30 protein-coding genes and 2 pseudogenes are annotated in these 25365 nt (G+C 73.8%); 16 read left to right on the top strand and 16 right to left on the bottom strand.

What is annotated here, in order from left to right:
• The first annotated feature begins 66 nt into the window (after positions 1–66).
• Genes OJ254_RS22190 through OJ254_RS22165 form a run of 6 tightly spaced genes read left to right on the top strand, consistent with a single transcriptional unit; the run spans position 67 to position 3897 of the window.
• A complete protein-coding gene (locus OJ254_RS22190) occupies positions 67–243 on the top strand; it encodes a hypothetical protein (RefSeq protein WP_265363733.1) in 177 nt (58 codons plus the stop codon).
• On the top strand, positions 240–734 hold the full coding sequence (locus tag OJ254_RS22185; protein ID WP_265363732.1) for a monovalent cation/H+ antiporter complex subunit F: 495 nt from the start codon (positions 240–242) through the stop codon (positions 732–734). The genes OJ254_RS22190 and OJ254_RS22185 overlap by 4 nt, the downstream gene beginning before the upstream one ends.
• Positions 724–993: a hydrogenase subunit MbhD domain-containing protein gene (locus tag OJ254_RS22180; protein WP_265363731.1), complete on the top strand. Its 270-nt coding sequence runs from the start codon at positions 724–726 to the stop codon at positions 991–993. The genes OJ254_RS22185 and OJ254_RS22180 overlap by 11 nt, the downstream gene beginning before the upstream one ends.
• Positions 990–1742 carry an MnhB domain-containing protein gene (locus tag OJ254_RS22175; protein WP_265363730.1) on the top strand — a complete coding sequence of 251 codons (753 nt, stop codon included), beginning with the start codon at positions 990–992 and terminating at the stop codon, positions 1740–1742. Before OJ254_RS22180 ends, OJ254_RS22175 begins: the two co-directional genes overlap by 4 nt.
• Positions 1739–2086: a sodium:proton antiporter gene (locus OJ254_RS22170; protein ID WP_265363729.1), complete on the top strand. Its 348-nt coding sequence runs from the start codon at positions 1739–1741 to the stop codon at positions 2084–2086. Before OJ254_RS22175 ends, OJ254_RS22170 begins: the two co-directional genes overlap by 4 nt.
• Positions 2083–3897, top strand: a complete 1815-nt coding sequence (locus OJ254_RS22165) for a complex I subunit 5 family protein (protein ID WP_265363728.1) — start codon at positions 2083–2085, stop codon at positions 3895–3897. Before OJ254_RS22170 ends, OJ254_RS22165 begins: the two co-directional genes overlap by 4 nt.
• Before the next feature lie 35 nt (positions 3898–3932).
• Here the strand turns inward: OJ254_RS22165 and OJ254_RS22160 are convergent, their stop codons facing one another.
• Complete coding sequence (locus OJ254_RS22160; protein WP_265363727.1) at positions 3933–4589, bottom strand: HhH-GDP family DNA glycosylase; 657 nt, start codon at positions 4587–4589, stop codon at positions 3933–3935.
• Between the two features lie 150 nt (positions 4590–4739).
• Between OJ254_RS22160 and OJ254_RS22155 the strand changes: the two genes are divergently transcribed.
• On the top strand, positions 4740–5864 hold the full coding sequence (locus tag OJ254_RS22155) for a cation diffusion facilitator family transporter (RefSeq protein WP_423835934.1): 1125 nt from the start codon (positions 4740–4742) through the stop codon (positions 5862–5864).
• A gap of 16 nt (positions 5865–5880) precedes the next feature.
• Here OJ254_RS22155 and ligD read toward each other — a convergent pair whose 3' ends face one another.
• A complete protein-coding gene (gene ligD / locus OJ254_RS22150) occupies positions 5881–6870 on the bottom strand; it encodes a non-homologous end-joining DNA ligase (protein WP_265363725.1) in 990 nt (329 codons plus the stop codon).
• A gap of 666 nt (positions 6871–7536) precedes the next feature.
• Here ligD and OJ254_RS22145 point away from each other — a divergent pair.
• The 3 genes from OJ254_RS22145 (at position 7537) to OJ254_RS22135 (ending at position 9373) form a co-directional block, all read left to right on the top strand.
• Positions 7537–7878: a DUF7144 family membrane protein gene (locus tag OJ254_RS22145; protein WP_265363724.1), complete on the top strand. Its 342-nt coding sequence runs from the start codon at positions 7537–7539 to the stop codon at positions 7876–7878.
• Between the two features lie 146 nt (positions 7879–8024).
• On the top strand, positions 8025–9005 hold the full coding sequence (gene ku, locus OJ254_RS22140) for a non-homologous end joining protein Ku (protein WP_265363723.1): 981 nt from the start codon (positions 8025–8027) through the stop codon (positions 9003–9005).
• Between the two features lie 137 nt (positions 9006–9142).
• Positions 9143–9373: a DUF6458 family protein gene (locus OJ254_RS22135; protein ID WP_261952763.1), complete on the top strand. Its 231-nt coding sequence runs from the start codon at positions 9143–9145 to the stop codon at positions 9371–9373.
• A gap of 28 nt (positions 9374–9401) precedes the next feature.
• Here OJ254_RS22135 and OJ254_RS22130 read toward each other — a convergent pair whose 3' ends face one another.
• Both OJ254_RS22130 and OJ254_RS22125 read right to left on the bottom strand, forming a co-directional pair.
• A complete protein-coding gene (locus OJ254_RS22130) occupies positions 9402–10082 on the bottom strand; it encodes an alpha/beta hydrolase (protein ID WP_265363722.1) in 681 nt (226 codons plus the stop codon).
• Between the two features lie 83 nt (positions 10083–10165).
• Positions 10166–10690 (bottom strand): annotated as a pseudogene (locus OJ254_RS22125) (alpha/beta fold hydrolase); the annotation flags it as partial.
• A gap of 751 nt (positions 10691–11441) precedes the next feature.
• On the opposite strand from OJ254_RS22125, the gene OJ254_RS22120 reads away from it, so the two are divergent.
• From OJ254_RS22120 to OJ254_RS22110, 3 genes are read left to right on the top strand one after another with little or no spacing between them, the layout of a single operon-like run.
• Positions 11442–12140 carry a histone protein gene (locus tag OJ254_RS22120; RefSeq protein ID WP_265363721.1) on the top strand — a complete coding sequence of 233 codons (699 nt, stop codon included), beginning with the start codon at positions 11442–11444 and terminating at the stop codon, positions 12138–12140.
• 6 nt (positions 12141–12146) lie between these two features.
• Positions 12147–13124: an SRPBCC family protein gene (locus OJ254_RS22115; RefSeq protein ID WP_265363720.1), complete on the top strand. Its 978-nt coding sequence runs from the start codon at positions 12147–12149 to the stop codon at positions 13122–13124.
• Between the two features lie 5 nt (positions 13125–13129).
• Positions 13130–14110 carry a Rieske (2Fe-2S) protein gene (locus OJ254_RS22110; RefSeq protein WP_265363719.1) on the top strand — a complete coding sequence of 327 codons (981 nt, stop codon included), beginning with the start codon at positions 13130–13132 and terminating at the stop codon, positions 14108–14110.
• A 101-nt stretch (positions 14111–14211) separates the two neighbouring features.
• Here the strand turns inward: OJ254_RS22110 and OJ254_RS22105 are convergent, their stop codons facing one another.
• The 9 genes from OJ254_RS22105 to OJ254_RS22065 all read right to left on the bottom strand — a co-directional run bounded on the left by OJ254_RS22105 (position 14212) and on the right by OJ254_RS22065 (position 18727).
• Positions 14212–14406, bottom strand: a complete 195-nt coding sequence (locus OJ254_RS22105; protein WP_265363718.1) for a CsbD family protein — start codon at positions 14404–14406, stop codon at positions 14212–14214.
• A 96-nt stretch (positions 14407–14502) separates the two neighbouring features.
• Positions 14503–14916, bottom strand: coding sequence for a gas vesicle protein K (locus OJ254_RS22100; RefSeq protein WP_265363717.1), 414 nt, complete (start codon positions 14914–14916; stop codon positions 14503–14505).
• Positions 14913–15197, bottom strand: a complete 285-nt coding sequence (locus tag OJ254_RS22095) for a gas vesicle protein (protein ID WP_265363716.1) — start codon at positions 15195–15197, stop codon at positions 14913–14915. The genes OJ254_RS22100 and OJ254_RS22095 overlap by 4 nt, the downstream gene beginning before the upstream one ends.
• On the bottom strand, positions 15194–16003 hold the full coding sequence (locus tag OJ254_RS22090) for a GvpL/GvpF family gas vesicle protein (RefSeq protein WP_265363715.1): 810 nt from the start codon (positions 16001–16003) through the stop codon (positions 15194–15196). The genes OJ254_RS22095 and OJ254_RS22090 overlap by 4 nt, the downstream gene beginning before the upstream one ends.
• Positions 16000–16728, bottom strand: coding sequence for a gas vesicle protein GvpJ (locus OJ254_RS31710; RefSeq protein ID WP_265363714.1), 729 nt, complete (start codon positions 16726–16728; stop codon positions 16000–16002). The genes OJ254_RS22090 and OJ254_RS31710 overlap by 4 nt, the downstream gene beginning before the upstream one ends.
• A 48-nt stretch (positions 16729–16776) precedes the next feature.
• Positions 16777–17028 (bottom strand): gas vesicle protein GvpG, encoded by a 252-nt coding sequence (locus OJ254_RS22080; protein ID WP_265363713.1) that lies wholly within the window; start codon positions 17026–17028, stop codon positions 16777–16779.
• 69 nt (positions 17029–17097) lie between these two features.
• Positions 17098–17811 (bottom strand): GvpL/GvpF family gas vesicle protein, encoded by a 714-nt coding sequence (locus OJ254_RS22075; RefSeq protein WP_265363712.1) that lies wholly within the window; start codon positions 17809–17811, stop codon positions 17098–17100.
• A 3-nt stretch (positions 17812–17814) separates the two neighbouring features.
• On the bottom strand, positions 17815–18249 hold the full coding sequence (locus tag OJ254_RS22070) for a gas vesicle structural protein GvpA (protein WP_030411251.1): 435 nt from the start codon (positions 18247–18249) through the stop codon (positions 17815–17817).
• A gap of 88 nt (positions 18250–18337) precedes the next feature.
• Entirely contained in the window at positions 18338–18727 is a 390-nt protein-coding gene (locus OJ254_RS22065) for a gas vesicle protein GvpO (RefSeq protein WP_265363711.1), read from the bottom strand.
• 267 nt (positions 18728–18994) lie between these two features.
• Here OJ254_RS22065 and OJ254_RS22060 point away from each other — a divergent pair, with 267 nt between their 5' ends.
• The 3 genes from OJ254_RS22060 to OJ254_RS22050 all read left to right on the top strand — a co-directional run bounded on the left by OJ254_RS22060 (position 18995) and on the right by OJ254_RS22050 (position 22119).
• Entirely contained in the window at positions 18995–21139 is a 2145-nt protein-coding gene (locus OJ254_RS22060) for a SpoIIE family protein phosphatase (protein ID WP_265363710.1), read from the top strand.
• 78 nt (positions 21140–21217) lie between these two features.
• Positions 21218–21958 carry a universal stress protein gene (locus tag OJ254_RS22055; protein ID WP_265363709.1) on the top strand — a complete coding sequence of 247 codons (741 nt, stop codon included), beginning with the start codon at positions 21218–21220 and terminating at the stop codon, positions 21956–21958.
• Positions 21859–22119, top strand: coding sequence for a universal stress protein (locus tag OJ254_RS22050; RefSeq protein ID WP_341483783.1), 261 nt, complete (start codon positions 21859–21861; stop codon positions 22117–22119). The genes OJ254_RS22055 and OJ254_RS22050 overlap by 100 nt, the downstream gene beginning before the upstream one ends.
• A 69-nt stretch (positions 22120–22188) precedes the next feature.
• Here OJ254_RS22050 and OJ254_RS22045 read toward each other — a convergent pair.
• The 3 genes and pseudogenes from OJ254_RS22045 to OJ254_RS22035 all read right to left on the bottom strand — a co-directional run bounded on the left by OJ254_RS22045 (position 22189) and on the right by OJ254_RS22035 (position 25195).
• Positions 22189–23816, bottom strand: a pseudogene (locus OJ254_RS22045) (phytoene desaturase family protein).
• A 53-nt stretch (positions 23817–23869) separates the two neighbouring features.
• Positions 23870–24298 (bottom strand): SRPBCC family protein, encoded by a 429-nt coding sequence (locus OJ254_RS22040; RefSeq protein ID WP_265363708.1) that lies wholly within the window; start codon positions 24296–24298, stop codon positions 23870–23872.
• A gap of 105 nt (positions 24299–24403) precedes the next feature.
• A complete protein-coding gene (locus OJ254_RS22035; RefSeq protein WP_265363707.1) occupies positions 24404–25195 on the bottom strand; it encodes a SigB/SigF/SigG family RNA polymerase sigma factor in 792 nt (263 codons plus the stop codon).
• Positions 25196–25365: the final 170 nt, after the last annotated feature.

Below are 25365 nucleotides of genomic sequence, written 5' to 3'. Positions count from 1 at the left end.
GGCGGCCGGGTCGCCGCATGTGAGCCTGAGGCCCGGGTACCCGGTCGGCAGGGAGGTGGGTGGCGGATGGTGCGAGCGCTGACGGCCGGGGCTGAACTCCTCGGCTGGTGGGCGGCGTTGACCCTGCTGTGGATCATGCTGATCGGTCCCGTCGACACCCTGGAGTGGGCGGTCGGTGCGGGCGCCGGACTGGTCGCCGCGGCGGCGGCCCGCGGGGCCCGGCGTGCGGCCGGCGACCGGTGAACGGGTGGACCGCCGCGGGCACCGCGCTGCTGCTGTGCGGCTTCGCGCCGGCCGCCTGCGGCGTGGCCACCGGGCGGGCCCGCCGGCGGGTGCCCGCGCAGAACGTGGCGACCACGCTCCTCAGCCTGGTCTTCCTGCTGCTGGCGCAGGGCTTCGCCCGTCCGGCCTACGTCGACGCCGCGCTGATGCTCTCGGTGCTGGGCCCGGCCGGGACGCTGCTCTTCGTGCGGCTGCTCGCCGACCAGTTGGCGGACCATCCGCCCGGGGAGCGCCGGCTGCGGGTACTGACGGCGGTGAACTATGTCGCGGTGGCCGCCGTGGTGCTGCCGCTCTGCGCCGCCACCGGGCCCGGCCGGGCGATGGTGAAGCTCCTGATCATCGGGGTGCTGCTGGCGCTGGGGTCCTGGGTGGCGACCCGGGCCGTGCACGCCGCGGCGGCCATGGGGCACGGGCGCGGCGCCCCCGCGGAGGGGATGTCCGGTGACCGGTGAACTGCCGGTGCTGCTGGGCCTGCTCCTGGTGGCCGCCGCCGGGACCGGGGCCGTCCTGGTGCGCGATCCCGTCCGCCAGTCGTTCCTGCTGTCCCTGCTCGGGCTGTCGCTGGCCGCCCTCTTCCTGCTGCTGCAGGCGCCCGACGTGGCGCTCTCCCAGCTCGCGGTCGGCTCGGCGCTGACGCCGCTGATGGTGCTGCTGTCCGTGCGCAAGGTGCGCCGCAAGGCCCGCAGCGAGCGCCGGGAGGAGCGGGAATGACCATGCGGCTGCGGTTGTGGGTGCTGGCCCTGGGCGGGCTGGGCGCGGCGGTGCTGTACGTCCTGGCCTGCCTCGACCTGCCGTCGTTCGGCGGCCAGTGGCACCCCTACGGTGACCGGGCGGTGCGGGCCGCGCTCGCCCGGCACACCGCCAACACCATCTCCTCGGTCAACTTCGACCAGCGGGCCCTGGACACCCTCGGCGAGGAGTCCATCCTCTTCGGTGCGGTCCTGGGCACCGTCGTCCTGCTGCGGCAGACCCGGGACGAGGACCGGCAGCAGCCGGAACCGGCCCGGGTCGCGCCGCCGGTGCGCCGCTACGCGCTGTTCGCCCTGCCGGTCACCCTGCTGATCGGGCTGTACATCGTCGCGCACGGCCAGCTCAGTCCCGGCGGCGGTTTCCAGGGCGGGGTGGTGGTGGCGACCTCGCTGCACCTGCTCTACATCGCGGTGGACTACCGGGCGCTGGAACGGATCCGGCCGCTCGGGCTGTACGAGGTGGCGGACGCCGCGGGCGAGGCGGCGTACGTCCTGGTGGGCGCGGCGGCGCTGCTGGCGGGCTGGGCGTTCCTGGGCAACTTCCTGCCCTACGGCACCTTCAACACCCTCTCCTCGGGCGGCACCGTCCCGCTGCTCAACGCCGCCATCGGCGTGGAGGTCGCCGCCGGGGTGGTGGTGCTGCTGGCGCGGTTCCTGGACCAGGCGGTGGAGATCGCGAGTACCGACGAGGAGGCGGAGGACCGGGCATGAGCGCAGCGCCGTACGTGGTCGCGGGCTGGCTGTTCCTGATGGGGTGTTACGGGCTGGCGACCAGCCGCAACCTCATCCACGCGGTGGGCTGCCTGGCGGTCTGCCAGTCGTCGACCTACGTCCTGCTGCTGGCCGTCGGCTACCGCTCCGGCGGCACCGCGCCGGTGTTCTCCGACATCGCCCCGGGCTCGCGCCCGGTCGTCGATCCGGTCGTCCAGGCGCTCACCCTGACCGACATCGTGATCGGCGCGACCGTGACCGCGCTGCTGCTCTCCCTGGTCATCCAGGTCGCCAAGCGCCACGGCACGGTGGACCCGGACGAGCTGTCGGAGCTGCGGGGGTGAGCGTCGCACAGACCCTGCCGCTGATCGTGATCACCCCGATGTTCGGCGCGGCACTGCTGGTGGGGGCGGGCCGGCGGCTGCCCCGGTTCGCCGCGGAGACGCTGGGCTGCCTGTTCGCCGCCGGTACCGCGGTGCTCGCCCTGCTCGCGCTGGCGGCCACCGGGTCGTCGGCCGGGCAGCCCGCCGAGTGGGTGGGCGGCTGGCGGCCGCACAACGGAGTGAGCGTGGGCATCGTGCTGGTCGGCGACCGCACCGGCCTGGGGCTCGCCACCCTGGTCTCCCTGCTGGTGCTGGCGGCGCTCGCGTACGCCTGGCGGTACTTCGCCGAGCCGCCGCGGCGGCACGCCGGTTCGTTCCCCGCGCTGGTGCTGCTCTTCCAGGCGGGCATGTGCGGGTTCACGCTCACCGGCGACCTCTTCAACGCCTTCGTGTTCTTCGAGCTGATGGGCGTGGTCGCGTACGCGCTGACCGGCTACCGGGTGGAGGAGGCGCGGGCCGTCCAGGGCGCCCTGGTCTTCGGCGTCGTCAACTCCCTGGGCGGCTACACCACGTTGCTGGGCATCGGCCTGCTCTACGCGCACACGGGCGAGCTGGGCTTCGCGCAGATCGGCAACGCGCTCGCCGGGTCGCCCGGCACCCCGGACGCGCTGCTGATCGCCGCCTTCACCCTGGTCGTGACCGGGCTGCTGGTCAAGGCGGCGGCGGTGCCGTTCCACTTCTGGCTGGCCGACGCCCATGCGGTGGCCCCGACACCGGTGTGCATGCTGATGTCGGGCGTGATGGTCGAGCTGGGGCTGTACGGCGCGGCCCGGGTGTACTGGACGGTGTTCGCCGGTCCGGGCGGGGTGCCGGCGGCGGACGCCCACCGGGCGCTGCTGGCCCTGGGGGTGCTGACCGCCGTCCTGGGCACGCTGATGTGCTGGCAGCAGCGCCACCTGAAGCGGCTGCTGGCGTACTCCACGGTGGCGCATGCCGGGCTGTTCCTGGTCGGTCTCGCGGTGCTCAGCCCGGCGGGGGTCGGCGGGGTCGCGGTGTACGTCCTGGGGCACGCCGGGGTGAAGGCGGCGCTGTTCGCGTGCGTGGGCATCCTGCTGGACCGGTTCGCCAGCGTCGACGAGCACCAGCTGCACGGCCGGGGGCGCGAACTGCCGTGGGTGGGCGCGCTGTTCGGGGCCGGCGGCCTGGCGCTGGCCGGGCTGCCGCCGTTCGGCACCGCGCTGGGCAAGGCGGTCACCGAGGAGGCCGTGGGCGGCTGGGCGACCGCGCTGTTCGTGCTGGTGTCGGCGATCACCGGTGGCGCGGTGCTGCGGGCCGGGGCCCGGGTGTTCCTCGGTCTGGGCACCCGGCCGGCCGACGCCGGTGAGCACCCGGCCGACGAGACGACCGGTGAGGAGGAGCCGGAGACCCGGGGCGGTCTGCTCTCCCGGATCCCGGACACCATGCTCACCGTGCCGGCGGTGCTGCTCGCCGCGGCCCTTGCGGTGGGGCTGGTGCCCGGTCTGCGGACCGGGATCGGCCAGGCCGCGGACGCCTTCACCGACCACGCCGGCTACCTCGCGGCGGTGCTGCACGGCCGGGCGGCGGAGCCGGTGCCCACTCCTCCACCGCACTGGACCGCCTCCGGGGTGCTGTGGGGCCTGGTGGCCACCGCACTGGCCGCGGGGCTCGCGCTGTGGACCGTACGGCGGCCGGTGCGCGACGACGTGGCCCGATGGACCGTTCCGCTGCGGCGGGTGCACTCCGGTCACGTCGGCGACTACATCGCCTGGTTCCTCGCGGGCGTCACCCTGCTGGGAGCCCTGATCGCCTGACCGCTGCCGCCGGCCGCCGGGGGCTCCCGGCCGCCTCAGCCGTCCGCCGCCGCGCGCACGTCGTCCACCACGGACTTGTCCAGCGCGGCCCGTACCAGCGCCGAGGCGAACGCCGCCAGTTCGTCCTTCCCCACCAGCCGCGCCAGCTCGCGGCCGTCCCCCGGGAGGCCCAGCCGCTCGGCGCCCTGGACGGCCTTGCCGTCCACCCAGGGGGCGAGTTCGGGCCAGATGCCCTGCACCTCGCGCAGGAAGATGTCGCAGCCCGCGGGCCCGAGGCCGGGCACCTTGCGCAGCGCGGCGCGCAGCTCGCCCGCGTCGCCGTCCGCCGCGTCCCGCATCCGCCGCAGATCCCCGCCGTACTCGTCCAGCAGCACCTGGGCGGCGTCACCGAGCTGGGTGGCGGTCCGCTCGTCGTAGCGCCGGTAGCCGCCCTCCCCCAGCGCGTCGACCCGCTGCTGCCAGGTGGCGTCCGCCATCCGCCGCGGCGTGCGCAGACCCGCCTCGAACAGCGCACGCGCGGACGCCACCGCCACGGAGGCGCGGATCCGGGCGCTGAGCAGGTGGGCCAGCACCAGTACCTGGTAGAGCGGCTGCGGGGTGTTGCGCAGCCGGATGCCGCTCTCCTCGGCGTAGGTCGTGCCGTGCCGCTCCAGCAGCGTACGGGCAAGGGCCCGGTCGGATGGTCCGCCCATGGCCGGCTCCTCGGTCGTCGGGGTCGGGGGTCTCCGCCGCTTCCAGGCTGCCCCCTCCGCCGGGCCGGAACCAACCGGTGGGCCCGGGTGCGCGCCGGGCCGCGGGCGGCTACGCTTCGCGTCGGCCGGCCGACCGACCACCGGAGGCACGTGGTGTCGAACGGGACTCAGGACGAGACGCAGGACCAGAGGCACAACGGGTCGCAGGACGGGGCGGACGCCAGGACCGCGGTCACCGTGTTCGTGGCGCTCGGCGCGAACCTGGTGATCGCCGTGGCCAAGGTGGTCGGCGGGCTGATCGCCGGCTCGCCCGCGCTGCTCTCCGAGGCGGCGCACTCGGTCGCCGACAGCCTCAACGAGCTCTTCCTGCTCGCCTCCCTCAAGCGCAGCACCCGCGCGCCGGACTCCCGGCACCCGTTCGGCTACGGCAAGGAACGGTACTTCTGGTCCCTGCTCGCCGCGGTCGGCATCTTCGTCATGGGCGGCTGCTTCTCGTTCTTCCAGGGCGTCGAGGCGCTGCGCTCGGGCGGTGCGGAGAGCCGTACGGGCTACACGGTCGGGCTGGTCGTCCTGCTGGTCGCGCTGCTCGCCGAGGGCTCGTCGCTGCTGCGCGCGCTGGCGCAGGTCCGCGGCCAGGCGCGGCAGAGCGGCCGGACCATGCTGGGCGCCATCCGCGCGGGCGACGACCCGGCGTTGCGGACGGTGCTGGCCGAGGACGCCACCGCCTGCTTCGGCGTGGTAGTCGCGATGGCCGGGGTGGGGCTGCACCTGCTCACCGGCGAGGTGGCGTGGGAGGGCTGGGCGTCGCTGGTCATCGGGGCGCTGCTGATGTACGTCGCCTACCAGCTCGCCAAGGAGTCCCGCGGCCGGATCATCGGTGAGGCCGCCGACCCGGCGCTGCGCCAGGCGATCGCGCGGTTCCTGGACCGGCAGCCGGAGATCGACGCGGTGACGACGCTGCTGACCATGCGGCTGGGCACCCGGTCGACGCTGATCGCGGCCCGGATCGACCTCGTCGGCGGGCTGGACAGCGAGGAGGTCGAGGAGGTGCTGGTCCGGGTGAAGACGGAGATCCGGCGCCGCTGGCCGGTCGCCGACCAGATCTTCCTGGACGTCACGGAGGCCTCGGCCGGGGACCGGGAACGGGCCCGCCGGGAGCGCGAGTTGCTCGACGAGGCGGTGGTCGCCGACCGCGAACGGCACGGGGCGCGACGAGACGCCGAAGGAGGGCCCGCCGTGCCGCACGCGCCGGACGGCGGGCCGCCGGCGGACTGACCGGGCCGACGGCCCCTCAGCGCAGGGCGTCGAGCCGCTTGCGGGCGGTGCGCAGCGACCGCCCGCGGGCCGGCACCGCCGACCACGGCCGGGCCCGCGCCTGCTCCACGACCCCCGCCATGTCCTTCAACGACCAGCTGCGCGCGGTCAGTTCGGGGTCGTCGAGCTGCTCGTGGCGGATCGGCACGGCGGCCGGGGCGCCGGACCTGGCCCGTAGCGACCAGGGGGCGACGGCCGTCTGTGCGTAGGCGTTGCGCTGGACGTCCAGGTAGAGCCGGTCGCCGCGGGCCTTCTTGCGCACGGCCGTGGTGAGCCGGTCCGGATGGCGTCCGGCCAGCACCTCCGCCACGTCCTGGGCGAAGCCGCGCACGGTGTCGAAGTCGGCGCGGCCGTCCAGCGGGACGATGACGTGCAGTCCGCGCGAACCGGTGGTCATCAGCAGGGTCGGCAGCCCGAGTTCGTCCAGCAGCCCGACGAGTTGCCGCGCGGCCTCCCGTACGGGCTCGAAGCCGGAGCCCGGCGGGTCGAGGTCGAACACCAGCCGGTCCGGGTGGTGGGGCCGGCCGGTCCGGGACAGCCAGCGGTGCAGCGTGAGGCAGGCCTGGTCGGCGAGGTAGAGGAGGGTGGCCTTGTCGTCGCAGACGGGGTGGGTGACGGTGCCGCCCTCCTTGGCGACCTCCTCGCGGCGGATCCAGTCGGGGTAGTGGTCCGGGGTCTCCTTCTGCATGAAGTGCAGCCCCTCCAGCCCTTCCGGGAGCCGTTCCAGCATCAGCGGGCGGTCCCGGAGGTGCGGGACCATGGCCGCGGCCACCTGGCGGTAGTAGTCGACGACATCGGCCTTGGTCAGCCCGTCGTCCGGGAACAGCACCTTGTCGGGGCGGTGCACCTCCACGGTCCGGCCGCCCGCCCGCAGCGTGTGCGTACCGCCCTTGCGGGCCTTCCCGGCGGCGCCGCCCCGGCCGGTCCTGGTCGCGCCGGTATCCGTGTCCCTGTCGGTGGCCTCCATGCGGGCGGGGGTACCCGCTGCGGGCCGCCGTACGCTCCGGCGTCCGGGTGGTGACCGCCCGCCACGTCGCATGCCGGGCACGAAAACGGCAACAAGGGTGGTGTGCCCCAGGGGCCTCAATGGGGCACCGATCGCCCGTGGGGCCGAAGCGAAGGAGGTCTCGTGCCGGATCTCGTACCGGACGCACCATGCCGCCAGTGGGGGCGCGCAGCGCGCGACCCCGTACCACCGACGCCGGGCCCGGGGCCCGGACCACCCGGACCCACGCCAGGTCCGCGCCCCGGCCCGGTCCCCGCCCCCGGACCGGATCCGGTGCCACCACCGGTACCGGCACCCGAGCCGGATCCGATCCCGCCGCATCCGGCACCGCCCACGCCGGGACCGGAGCCGGGCCCCGCGCCCGATCCGCTGCCCGCGCCGGGCACCGCGGAGGCGGCCACGGCGCCGCGCCCCGGGGGCGGCCGGCGCTGATCCCCCCTCAATGCGGGCTCCTCACCCTTGACATGCGGCCGGCCGGTCCCTGTGGAAACGTGGAAACAGCGCATGACCACATGACCACCGTCGGGATCGCGCCGGCGGCCGGCCAGGTTTCTCATGTGAGGAGTGAGCCATGGCCACGCAGAAACCCACCATTGTCGGGGATGGACGGCCTTCGCGGGCGTCCTGATGATTTTCGGTGGCGCGATGACCCTCCTGGAGGGCATCTCCGCCATCGCGAAGGACACCGTCATTCTGACGACACGGAACTACGTGTTCTCGTTCAGCCTCGCGGGCTGGGGATGGATCCACCTCATCCTGGGCATCGTGATCCTGGCCGCGGGCGTCGCCCTGATCGCCAGCGGGGCGACCTGGGCACGCGTCCTCGGTGTCATCCTCGCCGGTCTCGGCGCACTCGCGAACTTCCTGTGGATCCCGTACTACCCGTTCTGGGCCCTGACGCTGGTCGCCATCGACATCTTCATCATCTGGGCGCTCTGCGCGGGAGACCACCGGCACCCCGTGACGTGACCTGACCCGACCCAGGGGCCGCCGGGATCCGGCGGCCCCCGGGACCGCCCTCCGACCCGATCGGGCCATGCCCGGTATGCACCGGGATGTACGGTTCGCCCGGCCCGCTTAGCATGGAGCCGAACGCACCGATGAAGGCGGCCCCCATGCGTCCCACGGCGAAGTTCGCCATCAGCTTCGGCCTGGTCACGATCCCGGTCGCCGCGTACAACGCCACGGAGAGCTCCGCGTCGGTCAGCTTCGTCCGCATCCACACCAAGGACGGCGGGCGAGTGCGCAACCAGCCGGTGTGCTCCCTGGAGGGCGCCGAGGTCTCCCCCGACGAGATCGGCCGCGGCTACCGGCCCGGTGGCGGCGAGACGGTCGTCCCGCTCAGCGACGAGGACCTGGAGGCCCTCCCGCTGCCGACCGCCAGGACACTGACCATCCTCGCCTTCGTCGCCGGCGGTGACATCGACCCACTGCAGCTGGGCAAGGGCTACTACCTGGGCATCGACGGCCCGGCCGCGGCCAAGCCGTACGTGCTGCTGCGCGAGGCGATGGAACGGCACCAGCGGGTCGGCCTGGGGAAGATCGCCCTGCACGGCCGGGAGACGCTGGCGATGATCCGGCCGATGGGCGACGTCCTCGTGATGCAGCAACTCCTCTGGCCGCACCAGATCCGCCCGTTGCAGGGGGTGCTGCCCGAGCGCGAGGCGCCGGTGCACTCCAATGAGGTGGCGGCCGCCGAGGCGCTGATGGACTCCTTCGGGGGACTGTCCGAGGAGGACGTGCACGACCACTACCGGGAGGCGCTCGAAGAGCTGGTGGCGGCGAAACTGGCCGACCGCGAGCCGGAGTTCGAGACCGGCGAGGAGCCCCCGGCCGGACAGGTGATGGACCTGATGGCGGCGCTGCAGGACAGTGTCCGGGCGGCGAAGCGGTCGCGCGGCGAGGACGAGGAGACCGGCCCGGCCGCGACCGCGAAGAAGACCGCGGGGCGGAAGACCGCCGCGAAGAAGACGGCCTCCAAGACGGCGGGCGCGAAGAAGACCGCCGGCACGACGGCGGGCACGAAGAAGACCGCCGCGAAGAAACCGGCCGCGGCGAAGAAGACCGCGGGCCGCGGCGGCCGGCGCGCCGGCTGACCACCCGGCCGGCTCCGGCCCCTCCCTGACGCGCCTCGCGCCGGACGTCAGCCGTGGCACGGACATAAGGCCCCCGCCGCCGGGTACCCGCATTCTCAACAGACCTGACCGTCACACCAGTTATGGAGGCACACACCATGGGTATCGGCGGGTGCATCGGTCTGCTGGCCGTGGGGGCGATCCTCACGTTCGCCACCGACTGGCACATGGCCGGGATCAATCTCGACCTCGTCGGCATCATCATGATGATCGTCGGCATCATCGGGCTCGCGACGTACGTGAGCATCCTCAAGCGGCGGCGCACCCAGCCGCCCTCCCCCGGCGCTCCCGTGGTCGACGTCGAGGACAACCGTTACTACCGGAGGTAGTCCACCGGACCGCCGTCCACCGGACCGCTCAGCCGCAGCTGGTGTCCGGCTCGGGCAGCACGCCGTCCATCAGGAACCGGTCGACGTGGTCCTGGACGCAGGTGTCGCCGGTGGCGTAGGCGGCGTGCCCTTCCCCGCGGAAGGTCAGCACGACGCTGGAATTGCCCAGCGCCCGGGCCATGTTGAAGGCGCCCTGGTAAGGGGTCGCCGGATCGTTGGTGGTGGCGACGAGCAGCATCGGCGGCGCGTCCGGCGCCGCGACGTCGCGGGAGGAGTCGTCGCCCGCGGTCGGCCACGCGTAGCAGTCCAGCAGGGTCGGGGCGATGTCCGGCCCGAACAGCGGTGAGGCCCGGGTGAGTTCGCGCTCCGCCCGGGGGTAGTCGGCGGCGCCGTAGCGCTCCGAGGTGTCCCGGCAGGAGATCGCGCGCAGGGCCAGCTGGTCCTGCGGCGGCAGTTCGTCGTCCTGCCCGGTCCGCCGCGGCGGGATTCCGGCCCGCGGCGGTACAGCAACAGCCGTGCCGCCGCGGGCCTGCTCGCCGTGGGGAGCCCTGCCGCTCTCGGGGGCCAGGCTGCCGCCGCTGTCACTGAGCCGGAGGATGCCCGCGCCGTCGCCGCGCCGCAGCTGGGCCAGGGCCTGCCGCAGGGCCGGCCAGTCGCTGCGGCTGTAGAGGGCCTCGCGCAGCGCGTAGACATAGGTGGTCTCGTCCACCGCACGCCCCGCACCGTCAGCGGCGTATCGGTCAACTGCCGGTACCAGCGGAGCAGTTGGTCCTGCGCCCGGCCGTCGTCCGTACCGAGCGGGCAGTCCGTGGCACGGACGCAGTCGGCGGTGAAGTCGTCCAGTGCCCGCTGGAAGCCGCGGGCCTGGGCGAGCGCGGTCTGCCAGGTGTTCTTGGTGGGGTCCTCGACGCCGTCCAGCACCATCCGGCCGACCTTGTCCGGGAATTCATGGGCGTAGACCGCGCCGAGCTTGGTGCCGTAGGAGAACCCCAGGTAGTTGAGCTTGTCGTCGTGGACCGCGGCGCGCAGCACGTCCATGTCCCGGGCGACCTCCGTGGTGCCGACCCAGGGCAGCAGCCCGCCGGAGTACCGCCCGCACGCCTCGTTGATGCGCTTCTCCTTCGCCGCGAGGGTGTCGTCGGCGGCGTTGCCGGGCGGCGGGGCGAGCCGGCTGCCGCAGGAGACGGGTTCGGTGCGGCCGGTGCCGCGCGGATCGAAGCCGACGAGGTCGTAGCGCTGGTTCGGGCGCGCGAAGGCGCTGCCGCTGCCGATCAGGTAGTCGACGCCGGAAGCACCCGGGCCGCCGGGGTTGAGCACGAGGGAGCCGAGCCGCTTGCCGGGCCCGGTGGCTCGCAGCCGGATCAGCTGGACCCGCAGTGCGGTCCGGTCGGGGTGGTCGTAGTCCCGCGGTACGGTCAGCCGCGCGCACTCCAGCCGGTCGGCGAAGCCCGGCGGCGCGGTGTCACCCTGGCTGCGGGCGCTCTTCTGGACGTCCGGGCCGCACCGCGCCCAGGAGAGCCGCTGCTGGTAGAAGCCCGCCGGCCCGGGCCGGGGGACGGGTCAGCGGCGGCCGCCGGCACGGGAGTTCCCGCCAGGGCGGCGGGCGTGCCGGCCGGCACGCCGAGCAGGGCCACCACCGCCGCCACGGCCGGCAGCCGGGCCGCGGCCGCCCACCGGCGGGCACGCCGCGCTCCCCCGGCTCCCACACGGTCTGCTCCCGCACGAGGCGGGGCACGGCGTGATCCCGGCATATTCCGAGCCTAGGACCGTCCTCTTCCGTCCGCATACGTGCCGGCCGGCGGCAGGACGGACACCCTGCGGCTTTTTGACCGCTTTTTGACCGCATCGACGCCACTTTGACCGCCCCGCGTGTTTTTCTTCCGGACCGCCGGTAACCCGTAGAACGGGCCGCCCGTAACGGCGAGCGAACCCGCCGTCCCGGCCTGCCCACGGGGCGCGACCGCGCCCCGCATCCGCGAGAGGCGCCCGAGATGCGCAGGTCACCACAGGGATCACTCTGGAGATATGGCGCCGATCGGCCGGCTGCCCAGGAAAAGGTGACACGTCCATGAACGAGAGAACGAAGATCATGCTCGCCGCCGCCATGGCCGGCGGCTATGTGCTGGGCCGTACCAAGAAGGGCCGGCTCGCCCTCACGGCGGCGTCCTATCTCGCCGGGCGCCAATCCGGTCTCGACCCACGTCAGCTGGTGTCGGACAGCGTCCGCAGGCTCGGGGAGATACCCCAGGTCGCGGAACTGGGCGACCAGCTCCGCGGTGAGGTGATGGGCGCCGGCCGCAAGGCCCTGGCGGCCGCCACCACCCGCCAGCTGACCTCGCTCGCCGAGACGCTGCAGGACCGGACCCGCCGCCTCCAGCTCGGTCCTGAGGAGTACGAGGACGAGGAAGAGGAGGAGTACGAGGAGGAGCCCTCCGACGAGGAAGAAGAGGAGGAGGAACCCGAGGAAGGGGAGGAAGAGGGCGAGTACGAGGACGAGGAAGAGGAGCCGGAGGAGGAAGAAGAGGAAGAGGAGGAGCGGCCCCGCGGCGGAGCGCGCGCGGAACGGGCCCCGGCGAAGAAGTCTCCGCCCAAGAGGGCCCCGGCGAAGAAGACCGCCGCCAAGAAAGCCGCCAAAAAGGCCCCGGCAAAGAAGGCTGCCGCCAAGAAGGCCCCGGCGGGAAAGAAGACCGCCAAGGCGGCCAAGAAGGCTCCGGCGAAGAAGAGCGCCGCCAAGAAGACCGCGTCGCGCGGCAGAGGCGGGAGGTGACCGGTCATGGTTCGAACGGGAACGGACGTGGACGCGGGGCTGGACCGGGTGCGTGACGAGCTCGGCAACCTCATGACGGCATGGGTGGGGAGCCTCGCCGAACGGGCCGGCGACAAGCTGACGGACATGACGGACCGGCTCACCGATGTCGCCGAGCACGGCGGATCCCTGGGCAAGGAGATCGGCCTGGGCCTGCTGGGCGGCAAGTCCCCCGCCAAGGCGGTGCTCTCCGGAACGGCGAAGAGCGTCAAGGACAGTCTGCTCGGCAAGGCCAAGGAGGCCTTCGGCGGCGGAAAGAAACGCGCCTCGGGCGACCGGAAGGTCACCAACATCATCGAGGTCCTCGACGTCGGTGTGCCGGTGCGTACCGCCTATGACCACTGGACGCAGTACGAGAAGTTCACCCGCTTCACCAAGGGCGTGCGGAACGTGTCGCCGCACGACGAGACGACCAGCGACTGGAAGGCCAAGGTCGGGCCGTCGACCCGGGGCTGGAAGGCGACCGTCCAGGAACAGATACCGGACGACCGGATCGTCTGGACCTCCGAGGGCGCCAAGGGATCGACCCGGGGCGCGGTGAGTTTCCACGAGCTGGCGCCGAATCTGACCCGCATCGTGCTGGTCGTCGAGTACTACGCCTCGGGCTTCTTCGAGAAGACCGGAAACATCTGGCGCGCGCAGGGACGACGGCTGCGGCTGGACTTCAAACACTTCCAGCGCTACGTGACCCTCACCAACGAGGAGCCGGAGGGCTGGCGCGGCGAGATCCGCGACGGCGAGGTCGTACGGACCCATGAGGAGGCCGTCGAGGAAGAGGAGAGCGAAGCCGCCGAGGAAGGCGAGGAAGAGGGCGAAGAAGGAGAAGAAGAGGCGGCGGAGGAAGAAGAGGGCGAAGAGGGGGAGGAAGGCGAGGAATCCGAAGCGGAGGAGGAGGACGAGGAAGAGCCCGCCGAAGAGGACGAGGAAGAGACCGAAGAGGAGTGAGGCTGATGCGGCTCTCCGCGCGGTACCCGAAATTCGCCGTCCTCGCCCCGGGTACGGGCGTCCTTCAAACCGCCACCGGTTCCGGTGGCGACACCGGCACGCGGAAAGGCGTCGCGGCCCGCACCGAGGCCACCTTCCTGCGCTCCCTCGACGAGCTGGGCCGCCTGGAGCAGCTGGACCGGGTGATCGGCCCGCTCCAGCGGGCGGTCCGCGGACTGCCCCTGGGGCGCTGGCGCGATGTGCTGCACGGACTGCCGATCGGCCATCCGCTGCACCCGGCGCTGGTACAGCTCCCGCTGGGCTCGTGGCTGTCCGCCGCGGTGCTGGACCTGGTGCCCGGCACCCGGCGCGGGGCCCGGGTGCTGGTGGGCGTGGGCGTGCTGTCCGCCGTACCGGCCGCGCTGGCCGGCTGGGTGGACTGGGCCGAGCAGCACGAGGACCAGATGCGCACCGGGCTGGTGCACGCCGGGTCGATCGCCGCGGCCATCGGCCTGTACGCGAACTCCTGGGTACAGCGCGGCCGCGGCCGTACGGCCCTGGGCAAGGCGCTCGGGCTCGCGGGGCTGTGCGCGGCCGGTACCGGCGGGCTGCTGGGCGGCCACCTCGCGTACCGGCAGGCCTCAGGCCCCAACAAGGCCCAGCCGGTGCCGCACCTGGTGGCGGCGGGCTGGCACACCGTGGGCCGGGTGACGGACTTCCCGGTCGGTGAGGCGGTGCGCCGCGAGCTGGGCGAGGTGCCCCTCGTGGTGGTGCGGCAGCCGGGCGGCCACATCCATGTGCTCGCCGACCGGTGCAGCCACATGTCGGGACCGCTGTCGGAGGGGAAGGTCGCGGACGGCTGTGTGGAGTGCCCCTGGCACGGCAGCGTCTTCCGGCTGGCGGACGGCGCCAACGTACGGGGGCCGGCCACCGCGCCGCAGCCCGCGTTCCAGGTGAGCGTGGAGTCCGACGGCACCGTCCGGGTACGGCTGCCCGACGCCGGCTGACCCCCGGCCGAGGCCGGGATCCTGGCGCACCGGTCCCCGCCGCCCGCACGGAGACACGGGCGGCGGGGACCGGTGTGGGCCGGGGTGGCCGGGCGGCAGGCTCAGTGCTTCAGGGTGTGCCGGCCCTTCTCCACGGCCTGCTTGACCTTCCCCATGGCCTTCTCGGCCTTGCCCCGGTGTTCGAGCCCGGTGTCACCGCGGGCTTTGCCGGCCGCTTCCTTGGTCCTGCCGATCGCTTCCCTGGCCTTTCCGGCGGCGGTGCCGCCGAGCTCCCGGGTCTTCTTCTTGATGTCCATCTCGCGCTCCTGTCGTGGTCCTTGTCGTGCTCCTTGGTGGTGCGGCCCGGTCCGGGCCGCAGGTTCGGGACGGCGTCCGGTTCGGGACGGCGCCGGTCAGGACGGTGGTGGCAGCAGGGTCCCGAGGGGGCCGAGGTCCAGATTGAGGTCTTCCAGTGACAGGTCGTACCGGGCGCAGAGGTCCACCATCCGGCTGTGCAGGATCATCAGCGTCTCGCCCAGCCGCTCCTCCTGCTCCTCGGAGAGGTCCCCGGCGTCGACCCGGTGCAGGGCCTGGCGCTCCATGAGTTGCCGCAGCAGCTCGACGAGGGTGAGGACGAGCTTCATGAGGTCGCGTTCCACCGTGTCGGGATCGGTGGCGATCCGGTGTGCGGGCCGGTGCGACGGACCGCCCGGCGTGCGCAGGAGGTCGTCCTCCGGTGCCGCGGGCAGCAGGCGGAAGGCGCGCGCCGCCGCGTCGGCGACCTCGTCGAAGCGGGCGCCGGCCGGCCACCGGGCGTCCTCCGTCATGGTCCGCCCTCCGGGAGCGTCCGGTCCTCCCGGTACGTCAACTCGTCGCGCTGCGCCAGTTCCTCGCGCGAGGGCCACGGGGAGGGGTTCGCGGCGCTGATGGAGACGACCAGCGCGCGCAGTGTGATGCGGACGAGGTCGATGTCGGCGATGGAGAGCACCACGTCGCCGGTGAGCACCACACCGCCGCTGAGCAGCCGGTCCAGCAGGTCGATCAGCGCGATCTGCTGGTTCGGCAGCGGCTCGTCCGCCCTGGCCGGCGGCCCGCCCACGGGCCTCACGGCGCGGCTCTCCGCACGGGTTCGGCCTCCGCGGGGACGGCGAAGGAGTAGGGCGCCCAGGGCCCGGTGACCTCCACCCGGACGCCGGGGAAGCCTTCGCCGGCCCGGAGGACGTCGGTGCGGAAGTCCTCGGCGTCCTGCTGCGGCACGAGATAGGCGTCGTTGACGACGTTCTCCCCCGGGCCCTGGGCCAGTTCGCCCTGTTGTGCCCGGTGCCTGACCTGGTCGACGGCGTACGTGCGGGCGGTGTCCTCGACCCGCCGGGCGGCCTCTTCGGCGTGCCGGTAGGCGTCCTGGCGGGCGTGGCGCTGTGCCCGGCGCCGGCTGAGGTAGGCCCGTCCGGGACTCACGTCCTCGGCGGACGGTTCCTCGGGGGCCTCGGGGGCCGCGGCCTCGACGTAGATCTTGACCCCCCACTCGGTCTGTGCGGCCAGTTCGGTGAGCCGGTCGGCGAACGCCCGCCGGCGGTCCGCCAGCATCAGCCGGACGCTCTCGTCGTCGACGTAGACGGTGGCCAGCCGCAGCGGCAGCACGGTGCTGCGGGCGGCCAGTGCCTCGATCACCCGGTGGTGGGCGCGGGCGACGACCTCCAGCCAGTCCAGGTCCTCCAGGTGGGCGCGCAGGGCCTGCTCGTCGAAGTCCGCCGCGGGCACCGCGCTGACGGCGACGACCACATCGGCGTCGTCGCCGGTGCGCACCAGGCGGACCGGTGCGTCGGCCACCCCCGGGAGCCCGGACAGCTCCGCTTCCAGCGATCCGTCGGCGTCCCGCGCGACCGCGTAGGCATAGCTGATGAGCTCGGTCATGGCTCGTCCCGCTTCTTGCCCCGGGGGCGCGGTTCGGCCCGCTTGCGTGCGGTGCCGGAGGTGCGGGCCCGGCCCGACGTGCCCGGGTTGCCGCTCACGCTGCGCCGGCCGCGGGCGGCCGGGCGGTCCGTGCGCCGGGCCGCCTCGGCCTGCCCGGTCGGCTCGGCCCGTTCGGTCGCCTCGGGTCGCTCGGCCGGCTCGGGTCGCTCGACCGGCTCGGCCCGCTCGACCGGCTCGGCCGCCTTGGCCCGCTTGGCCCGCCCGGCCTGCCCGGCCTGCCGGGTCACCGCGGCCCGCTCGTTCGCCCGGACGTTCTCGGCCTCGTCGGCCTCCTCGGCTTCCTCGGGCCGCTCCGCCGTGTCGCCCGGCGGCAGTTCGTCGCCCGCGGGCCGGCCGCGCGCGGCGGCGAGTTCGGCCCGCAGCCGCCGGTTCTCCTCGGCGAGCGAGCGGTAGCCGTCGGAGGCCCGGGAGGACAGTGCCGGGTCGTGCTCCCACCAGTCGATGCCCATCTCCTTCGCCTTGTCCACCGACGCGATCAGCAGCCGCAGCTTGATCGTGAGCAGCTCGATGTCCAGGAGGTTGATCTGGATGTCACCGGCGATGACGAGGCCCTTCTCCAGGACCCGTTCCAGGATGTCGGCGAGGTTGGCCGAAGTGCCCTGGCCGCCGGGCGGGGCGGCCCTGGACGGATGGTCACCCAGCCTCCTGGCGAGGGGTTCGCTCACGGCCCTGCACCTCGCTTCCCTGCCGTTGCGGCGGCCGGGCGGCCCGGCTCAGCCGCCGGCGCCCCGGATATGGGCGCGGATCTCCTCCAGCCGGTCCAGCAGTTCGTCCTCCCGCCGGTCGAAGGTCTCCTCATCGATCTCCCCGGCCAGCAACTGCCGCTCCAGAGCGGCGAGTTGCTGCTCCACCGGAGCGGGGTCGTAGTACTCGTTCTCGGCTGCCTCGACCACCCGCTCCATGACCCAGACGATGCCGCGCACCGGGGCGATCGGAAGGGTGGCGATCTGTCCCAGCAGACCCATGGGAACTCCCTGGACGAGGCCGCGGGCCGGACGCCCGGAAGCGCCGGACGACCGGCCGGGCCGGACGGATCAGACGAAACTGTAGACGGGGAGCGGACCGCGCAGCCGCAGGTCGAAGTCCTCGCCCAGTTCGTCCGCGATCTTCTGCACCGCGCTGCGCAGGCGCTCCTCCTGCTCCTTGTCGACGAGGAAGGACATGCTGAGGAAATCGTCCCCGGCCGGCTTGTAGGTGCTTTCCTCGCGGGCGAACCCGCCGAGCGCCTCGGAGACCGCGGCGGCCAGCCGGTCCTTGCGTGCGTCGACCTCCTTCGAGACCAGTTCGCCGAGCGCGAGCGGCAGGTCCGGGCCGGCCCGACCGCTCCTGACCTCTTCGTTCATCCGGCGGGCCTGGTCCGATTCCGTGAGGATCTGGCGCAGCATCGCCTCCTCGTCCTGGGCGACCTTGAGGTGGTACTCGACGCAGCCCTCCAGGGCCTGCAGCCGCTCGGCGAACTCCTCCGCGCGTTCCTCCAGCACGGTCCGTACCGCGTCCTCGTCGTCGGCCGTGAAGCCGAACTGCAGCGGCAGGGCCGTGCCGTCGGCCATCAGCCGTTCCTGCACGGCCTGATGGGCGGCGAGGTCGCGGCGCTTGGGCCGTAGCTCCTCGGGGGCGTCACTGACCACCGCGGTCAGCTTCTCGCCGACCACCGTGCGCAATTCTGACGGTGGGTCACCCACTCCGTGCAGACCGTCGAGCTTCTGCGGATGGCTGCGGGAGACGATCGAGTAGACGTAGACGGGCATGGCTCAGTCCTTTCGGTGCCTCACCGGTCGCTCGCGCTTGGCCGCGGGCTCCTTGTGCCGTTCCTCGGACTCCTGGACGCCGGCCTTCAGGGCGTCGGCCACGGACTCCGCGACGCCGCTCAGCGCGCCCTTGGTCTTGCCGCGCGCGCCGCCCTCGGTGACCTCGCCGACGACGTCCGTCAGCTTGGACGGGGCCTTGCGCCCGGACTCCAGGTCGAGGCGGTTGCAGGCTTCGGCGAAGCGCAGGTAGGTGTCCACGCTGGCGACGACGATGCGGGCGTCGACCTTGAGGATCTCCAGGCCCACCAGCGAGACCCGTGCGAAGACGTCGATGACCAGACCACGGTCCAGGAGCAGTTCCACGACGTCGTAGAGGTTGCCGGTGGCCTGTCCGCCACCCGTCGCCACGGCGCCTCCTCCTTGCGGCACTACACTCACGGTGCCTCCCTTTCACCGGCGCACCCCGGATTCCTCCGGAGTGGCCGTGTCGTTCACTTGGCGAACGGTGATGGCGGCGCCACCCGGCCTAGCTCTGGCCGATCTGCCCTTTGGTGTAGCGACGGGTGCGCTCGTAGGACATCAGCTCGCCCTCTTCGTCGAGCGTCACCCGGTAGCTCGCCATCACGCTGCTCGTTGTGGGGACGCGTTCGAGTTCCAGGACCTCCACGTCGGCCAGCCAGCCGTCCTCCGTCGGTTGGACCGCGGAGACGGACTCGGGGGCCCGGCCCAGGAGCTCCTGGAGCTGCTCGGCCGCGTAGCGCATGGCCCGCGGCGCGGAAACGCGGCGGGCGGCGCGCTCCGTTCCACTCTCCTCCGTTTTCCGGCTGCCGGAAGGTGAATCGCTGCCCTTCCCCGCCGTCTTCTCGCGGCTCGGGCGCCGGTCCGGTGCTTCGTCGTCCTCTTCGTCTGCGGCCATGTTTCCTCTCAGGATTCGGAGGTGACATGCGGCCCGCGCCATGTTCAAGAGGCGCCATTACATGATATACGGCGGTTTGTCCCATCTCGCGAGCCAGACGGCCCGCAGCCGCCCGGGCCCCTGCGAGCGCCCCGCCGCGGGCCGGGCCACGGCGGGGCGCTCGCATGCCGTGATCCGGTCGTCGGCGTAACGTCGGCACTGTTCCGGACGGACGGCGGGCCGGACCGGGTCATCCATGCCACGACGACAGCGGTGTGAAGGTGCGAGATGAGCGGCGGGACCGGAACCGACCCGCTGGACCGGGCACTGCTCCGGGTGATGCTGGACGCCGGGGCCTCCGTGGGCGGTGTGTACGTGCTCGCGGACGACGAGCCGGTGCTGCAGCTGACCGTCATGAGCGGGGTGCCCGCCCCGTTCCTGGAGCCGTGGAGCCGGGTGGCGCTGGCCGCCCCCATCCCGGTCGCGGTCGCCGTCCGCCGCCGGCACCTGGTGTGGGCGGGCAGCCATCAGCAGCTGGTCCGTGACTTCCCCCGTACGGCGGTGGCCGTGCCGTACGACTTCGCGCTGGCCGCGGCGCCGATCGGCGACCGGGACGAGGACGGAATACGGGGCGCGCTGCTGCTCCTGTGGCCGGCCGGGCATCCGCCGCACCTGTCGGAGGACGAGCGGGCGCGCGTCGAGCACGGCTGCCGGCAGCTCGCCGCGGTGCTGGCGCGGCACCCCCGGGGGTCCGACGGGCACCCGCCGCGGCCGGTCGAGCCGCGGGTGCTGACCCCGCCACCGGCCCGGACCGTCGGCCCCGAGGAGGCGCAGGCCGCGGTCGATTTCGCCGAACGACTGCCCGGCGGCGCGTGCGCGCTCGACCTGGACGGCTCCATCACCCTGGTCACGACCGGCGCGGCGGAACTGCTGGACGCGGAGCCGGACCGGCTCATCGGCGCGCGCCCCTGGGACGCGCTGCCCTGGCTGCGTGACCCGGTGTTCGAGGACCGGTACCGCGCCGCGGTGATCAGCCGTCAGCCGATGTCCTTCGTCGCCCTCCGCCCGCCCGACCGGTGGCTCACCTTCCGGCTGTTCCCGGACGGCCGCGGCCTGAGCGTGTGGATCGTGCCCTCGGAGGTCCCGGCCGGCAAGGAGTACGGCCCGCTGCCGGTGCCCGCCCCGGGAGAGGCGGTGCCGCCCCGGGCCGGGCAGATCTACCACGTGCTGCACCTGGCGGCCGCGCTCACCGAGGCGGTGGGCGTCCAGGACGTCGTCGACCTCGTCGCCGACCAGATCGTACCGGCCTTCGGCGCCCAGGGCATGCTCATGTACGCGACGGAAGGCGGCCGGCTGCGGACCATCGGCCACCGTGGTTACCCCGCCGAGGCCATCGCCGCCTTCGAGGGACTCGCGCTGGGCGCCGCGAAGAGCCCGGCGGTGCACGCCCTGTCGACCGGCGAGCCCAGCTTCTACACCACCCCCGAGCAGATGGAAGGCGAGTACCCGGGGCTGCCGCAGCTGACGGGCAAGGCGGCCCGGGCCGTGCTGCCGCTGATCGTCTCCGGCCGCCCGGTCGGCTGCTGCATCCTCTCGTACACCCGCCCCCGCACCTTCAGCATGGAGGAGCGCCAGGTCCTGACCTCGCTGGCCGGGCTGATCGCCCAGGCGCTGGACCGGGCCCGGCTGTACGACGCGAAACAGCAGCTGGCCCACGACCTGCAGGCCGGACTGCTGCCGCACGGTCTGCCGCCGGTGCCCGGCCTCGCGGTCGCCGCCCGCTATCTGCCGTCGACCCGCGGCATGGACATCGGCGGCGACTTCTACGACCTGATCCGCCTCGACGAGGACAGCGTGGCCGCGGTCATCGGTGACGTGCAGGGCCACAACGCGGCGGCGGCCGCCCTGATGGGGCAGGCCCGTACCGCCGTGCACGCCCACGCGACGGCGGGCGCCTCCCCGGGCGAGGTGCTGGCCCGGACGAACCGGCTGCTGACCGACCTGGACCCCGACCTGTTCACCAGCTGCCTGTACGTCCACATCAACCTGCGCTCCGGCCGGGCCTGTCTGGCCAGTGCCGGCCACCCGCCGCCGCTGCTCCGTCATCCCGACCGGCACACCCGGGTGCTGGACGTGCCGCACGGGCTGCTGCTGGGCATCGACCCCGACGCCCGGTACGAGGCCACCGAGATCGACCTGCCGCCGGACTCCGTGCTGGCGCTCTACACCGACGGGCTGGTGGAGCAGCCGGGGGTCGACCTGGACCGTGCGGTCGACGAGCTGGCCGGCCGGCTGAGCGCGGCACCGCCCCGGCACCCCGACGCCCTCGCCGACGTCCTGCTGGAGAACCGGTACTCCGGGGCGGACCGGCAGGACGACGTGGCGCTCATGCTGCTGGCCCCGGACACGATCGGACCGGACGGGCCCGCTTGACCGCTCCGCCGCGGGGTAGCCGCCCTTCCCCCGGGACCGCCCGGCCCCGGTATGTCCGACCCGAACAGGAGTGACCAGATGTCCGGTGTCTCACCGATCCGCCCGGTCCTGGCCGGAGTTGACGAAGGAAGCGACCAACGGACGGTGGTCCGGCACGCCGCGCGGCAGGCCGGGCTGCACCACACCCCGCTGCATCTGCTGCACGTCGTCACCGGCCACCCGGACGACCCTGCCGACACCGCCGCGGGCGAGGACGGGCACGGGCCGCCGGCACCGGAGGCCGCCGTCACCGAACGGCTCGCCGAGCTCGCCCGGTCGGAGTTCCCCGGCATCACGGTGACCACGGAGACGGTCCCCGGCCGGCCCGCGCCGGTCCTGCTGGAGCACTCCGCCGAGGCCGCCTTCCTCGTGCTCGGCCACCGCGGCAGCGGCGGCTTCCCGCGGCTGCCACTGGGGTCGGTCAGCCAGCAGGTGGCCACCCACGCCGACTGCCCGGTCGTCGTCGTACGGCCCGGGGAGACCCCCGCGGACCCGGACAACCGGGTGGTGGTCGGGGTGGACCTCGGCGACATCGGGGCGCGGGCCCTGGACGTGGCGTACGAGGAGGCGGCGGCGCGCGGGGCGAGCCTTGAGCTGCTGCACGCCACCTTTCACCCCGGCGAGGTGCCGACCGGCCCAGCCTGGTCGCGCCGGACTACGAGGCGCTCGACGCGGCCGCGCTGGAGATCCTCCGCACGGAGGCCGCCAAGCGCCTCGACCGCTTCCCCGAGGTCACGGTGCACGCCCGCGTCGAACGCGTCCGCCCGGCGGCGATGCTGACCGAGGCGTCCCGTGACGCGGCCCTGCTGGTCGTCGGCACCCACGGCCGCGGGGGTCTGCGCCGGCTGATGCTCGGTTCGGTGAGCGGCGAGGTGCTGCACCGGGCGGCCGCGCCCGTCCTGGTCGTGCCGGGACGGGACGGCGACCAGCAGGCGGCATAGGGCGGCGCACCGCGCGGGGCGTACCGCGTCGTCATGGACGGCGCCGGCGCGCCACGGCCCGGCCGGGGGTCACGGCCAGGTGCCGGCGTGGAGCGGGGCGCCCCGGCCCAGGGCGCGCCGGCGGCGGGCGAGCAGGCTGCCCGGTGCGCGGCGCAGGGCCGCCCGGGCCGCGTTGGCCCCCGGTGCGCCGTGCACCCCGCCGCCCGGATGCGCACCGGCCGAGGCCAGGTAGAGCCCTCGACGGGGGTTTCCGGACGTCCCAGGCCGGGCAGCGGCCGGAAGAACAACTGCTGGTGGACGGCGGTGGTGCCGCCGTTGATCGCGCCGCCGTGCAGGTTGGCGTCCATGGCCTCCAGGGTGGGCGGGGCGAGGATCCGCCGGGCCTTGATCCGCGCCCGGAAACCGGGGGCGAACCGCTCGACCTGCGCCTCCACCCGGTCCGCCATCGTCTCCTGCTCCCCGGGGTCCCAGGCGCCGGTGATCGTGCCCCGCTCCGCCGCGTCCCCGCGGACCCGGTGCGGTACGTGGGTGTAGGCCCAGGCCGACTCGGTGCCCGGCGGCGAGCGGGTGGGGTCCGCGGTGGTCATCTGCCCGAACAGCGCGAACGGCCGGTCCGGCACCTGCCCCATGGCGATCTGGGCGGCGAACCGGGTGAGTTCGTCCATCCCGCCGGCGAGGTGCACGGTGCCGGCGGTGGCGGCGGCCTCGGCCGCCCACGGCACCGGACCGCCCAGCGCCCAGTCCACCTTGAACGTGGCGAAGTCCCACTGGAAGCGCCGCAGATCCGCCAGCAGACGGCCGGGCAGCTCACGCGGGTCGATCAGCCGGCCGTAGAGCGCCGGGACGGACACATCGGCCAGCACCGCCCGGCGCGCCGGCACGGTCTCGCCGATCGCGGTGCGCACCGCCACCGCGCGCCCGGCCCGGACCACGATCCCGACCACCCGCTCCCCGCAGCGCAGCACCCCGCCGCGCCGCTGCAGCCGCCGGACCAGCGCCCAGGTCAGCTGCTGCGCCCCGCCGGCCGGCGCCGGGAAGCCGTAGGCCTGCGCCAGCATCGACATCAGCCAGCCGATCCCACCACTGCCCGCCGCTTCCGGGGCGAGGTCGGCGTGCAGCGCGTTGCCCGCCAGCAGCAGCCGCCCGGCCTCGCCGTGGAACTCCTCGTCGCCCAGGCGCCGTACGGGCAGCAGCAGCTGCCGGGCCAGTCGCAGCCCGCCCGCCGCGCGGAGCCGGGCGGCCAGCCGGGCCGTCGCCCGGACCGGGGGGAAGGGGGTGAACAGGGCCCGGATCAGGTCCGGGCCGATCCGGTCCCAGATGCCGCACAGCCCCTGCCAGGCGACCCCGTCGCCGGCGCCGAACGTCTCCAGGGCCGCCGCCGTGTCCCCGGGGGAGCGGTCCAGCACCGCGCAGCGGCCGTCCGTCAGCGGGTGGGCCAGCACCCGGGGCGCGTGGCTCCACACCAGCCCCTGCTCGTACAGGTCCAGGCGCGCGAGGACCGGGGAGGCGGCGGCCAGGGGGTAGAACGAGCTGCACAGGTCGCTGACGTAATCGGCGTGCACGCCGCGGTCACTGCGGACCGCGCCACCCGGCTCCTCCTGCTCCTCCAGCACCTCGACCGTCCACCCGGCGTCGGCCAGCAGGTTCGCCGCGACCAGCCCGTTGGGCCCGGCACCGATCACCACTGCGTCCGGCATCGCCGTCTCCCGTCAGGAAACCGCCCCTCCGCCTCAGGAAGCACCGGCGCGGCTCACCCGCCGTGCTCCACCAGCTCCTTGAACTGCTGCAGATCACTGCGCAGGCCCCGCTCGATGACGGCGGCCTGGGCGAAGCCCTTGGGCCCGCCGAAGGTCTCGGTGATGGTCCCCGGCTCGTACTCGAACCGGGCCTGCAGGCGGGTGTGGTCGTCGTCGAGGGACAGCAGCGAGAAGGCGCCTCCCAGGGTGGGCCCGCTCGTGGTCCGCCACGTCATCACGTTCTCCCCGCCCCGGTCGGTGATCCTGACCTCGAACTCCCGGGTGCGGCCGCCCGCCTCGACGTCCAGACGGGTCCGCTCCCCCTCCGAGCGGGCCGCGCGCACCCCTTCCAGGAACCGCGGATAGGTCTCCGCGCGATGCAGGCATTCCCACGCCGTATCAAGGGGAACGCTGATGTCGATGTGTTCTTCGAGAGTGCTCATCAGGCACCTCACAGCTCGGCTCATGGCACGCGATTACGCTTCCAGAGTGCCCCGCCCGGACCGGGGCGGCGACCCGGCCGAGGGGCGCCGCGCGCACCGGACTTCCTACGTCCGCGGGGCGGCGAAGGTCTGTTCGCGGACGAAGTCGCAGGAGCGGCGCAGCAGGCGGGAGATGTGCATCTGGGAGAGGCCGACCCGGTCGCCTATTTCCTTCTGCGTGAGGCCCATGAAGTAGCGCAGGTAGAGGATGCGCCGCTCACGCTCCGGGAGCATCCGCAGGCCCGCGGTGGCCGCCGCGCGGTCGTCGACCAGGGCCAGGGCCGGGTCCTCCTGCCCGACGAGTTCGCCGAGCGTGTCGGAGCCGTCGCCGCCCAGGGGCCGTTCCAGGGACAGCGTGGTGAAGGTGTTCTCGGCGTCGAGGCCGAGCAGGACCTCCTCCTGGGTCAGGCCGGTGTGGGCGGCCAGGTCGCCCACGGTGACCTCCTGCTGACCGGCGCGGGCGACCAGCTCCTCGCGGGCGCGGAAGACCTTGGTCCGCAGGTCCTTGACGCTGCGTGGGACGTGCACCGCCCACATCGCGTCGCGGAAGTGCCGCTTGAGCTCGCCGACGATGGTGGGCACCGCGAACGCGCCGAACGGGGTGTCCGCCCGCGGGTCGAACGCGTCGATCGCCTTGAGCAGGCCGAGCGCGGCCACCTGCCGCAGGTCCTCGTCGCTCTCCCCGCGGCCGGTGTAGCGCCGGGCCAGCCGGTGGGCCATCGGCAGCCAGGCCCGCAGGATCTCCTCGCGCAGCCTCTCCTTGCGGTCACCGTCGGCCAGTACGGCCAGTTCCTCGAAGGCCGGCCCGGTGTCCGGGTCCAGGTGCGCGTACCGGCCGGAACCGGCACCGCTGGTCATCGCCCCTCACGCCTCCCGATCAGCCATTTCTCCCTGCCCGCGGGCTGCCCGCCCGCCGCTCGTCCAGCTCATCGTTTCCACTGTGCGGCCAGGGGCCGATGCGCGCGAGACGACCGGGCCCGCCTTGCCGCGCCGCCCGTGCCGGGGCCCCTGGTGGGAGAATGGAAGGG

It is taken from the genome of Streptomyces endophytica (assembly GCF_026153355.1).
Lineage (GTDB): Bacteria > Actinomycetota > Actinomycetes > Streptomycetales > Streptomycetaceae > Streptomyces > Streptomyces endophytica.
The sequence above is the reverse complement of the archived record's forward strand: the minus strand, read 5'-3'. Positions and strand labels throughout refer to the sequence as shown.

Coding starts and splice junctions, on each gene's coding strand:
- OJ254_RS22190 (WP_265363733.1), top strand. CDS start 67: ATGGTGCGAGCGCTGACGGCCGGGGCTGAACTCCTCGGCTGGTGGGCG.
- OJ254_RS22175 (WP_265363730.1), top strand. CDS start 990: ATGACCATGCGGCTGCGGTTGTGGGTGCTGGCCCTGGGCGGGCTGGGC.
- OJ254_RS22170 (WP_265363729.1), top strand. CDS start 1,739: ATGAGCGCAGCGCCGTACGTGGTCGCGGGCTGGCTGTTCCTGATGGGG.
- OJ254_RS22160 (WP_265363727.1), bottom strand. CDS start 4,589: ATGGGCGGACCATCCGACCGGGCCCTTGCCCGTACGCTGCTGGAGCGG.
- ligD (WP_265363725.1), bottom strand. CDS start 6,870: ATGGAGGCCACCGACAGGGACACGGATACCGGCGCGACCAGGACCGGC.
- OJ254_RS22145 (WP_265363724.1), top strand. CDS start 7,537: ATGATTTTCGGTGGCGCGATGACCCTCCTGGAGGGCATCTCCGCCATC.
- ku (WP_265363723.1), top strand. CDS start 8,025: ATGCGTCCCACGGCGAAGTTCGCCATCAGCTTCGGCCTGGTCACGATC.
- OJ254_RS22135 (WP_261952763.1), top strand. CDS start 9,143: ATGGGTATCGGCGGGTGCATCGGTCTGCTGGCCGTGGGGGCGATCCTC.
- OJ254_RS22120 (WP_265363721.1), top strand. CDS start 11,442: ATGAACGAGAGAACGAAGATCATGCTCGCCGCCGCCATGGCCGGCGGC.
- OJ254_RS22115 (WP_265363720.1), top strand. CDS start 12,147: ATGGTTCGAACGGGAACGGACGTGGACGCGGGGCTGGACCGGGTGCGT.
- OJ254_RS22110 (WP_265363719.1), top strand. CDS start 13,130: ATGCGGCTCTCCGCGCGGTACCCGAAATTCGCCGTCCTCGCCCCGGGT.
- OJ254_RS22105 (WP_265363718.1), bottom strand. CDS start 14,406: ATGGACATCAAGAAGAAGACCCGGGAGCTCGGCGGCACCGCCGCCGGA.
- OJ254_RS22100 (WP_265363717.1), bottom strand. CDS start 14,916: ATGACGGAGGACGCCCGGTGGCCGGCCGGCGCCCGCTTCGACGAGGTC.
- OJ254_RS22090 (WP_265363715.1), bottom strand. CDS start 16,003: ATGACCGAGCTCATCAGCTATGCCTACGCGGTCGCGCGGGACGCCGAC.
- OJ254_RS22080 (WP_265363713.1), bottom strand. CDS start 17,028: ATGGGTCTGCTGGGACAGATCGCCACCCTTCCGATCGCCCCGGTGCGC.
- OJ254_RS22075 (WP_265363712.1), bottom strand. CDS start 17,811: ATGCCCGTCTACGTCTACTCGATCGTCTCCCGCAGCCATCCGCAGAAG.
- OJ254_RS22065 (WP_265363711.1), bottom strand. CDS start 18,727: ATGGCCGCAGACGAAGAGGACGACGAAGCACCGGACCGGCGCCCGAGC.
- OJ254_RS22060 (WP_265363710.1), top strand. CDS start 18,995: ATGAGCGGCGGGACCGGAACCGACCCGCTGGACCGGGCACTGCTCCGG.
- OJ254_RS22055 (WP_265363709.1), top strand. CDS start 21,218: ATGTCCGGTGTCTCACCGATCCGCCCGGTCCTGGCCGGAGTTGACGAA.
- OJ254_RS22040 (WP_265363708.1), bottom strand. CDS start 24,298: ATGAGCACTCTCGAAGAACACATCGACATCAGCGTTCCCCTTGATACG.
- OJ254_RS22035 (WP_265363707.1), bottom strand. CDS start 25,195: ATGACCAGCGGTGCCGGTTCCGGCCGGTACGCGCACCTGGACCCGGAC.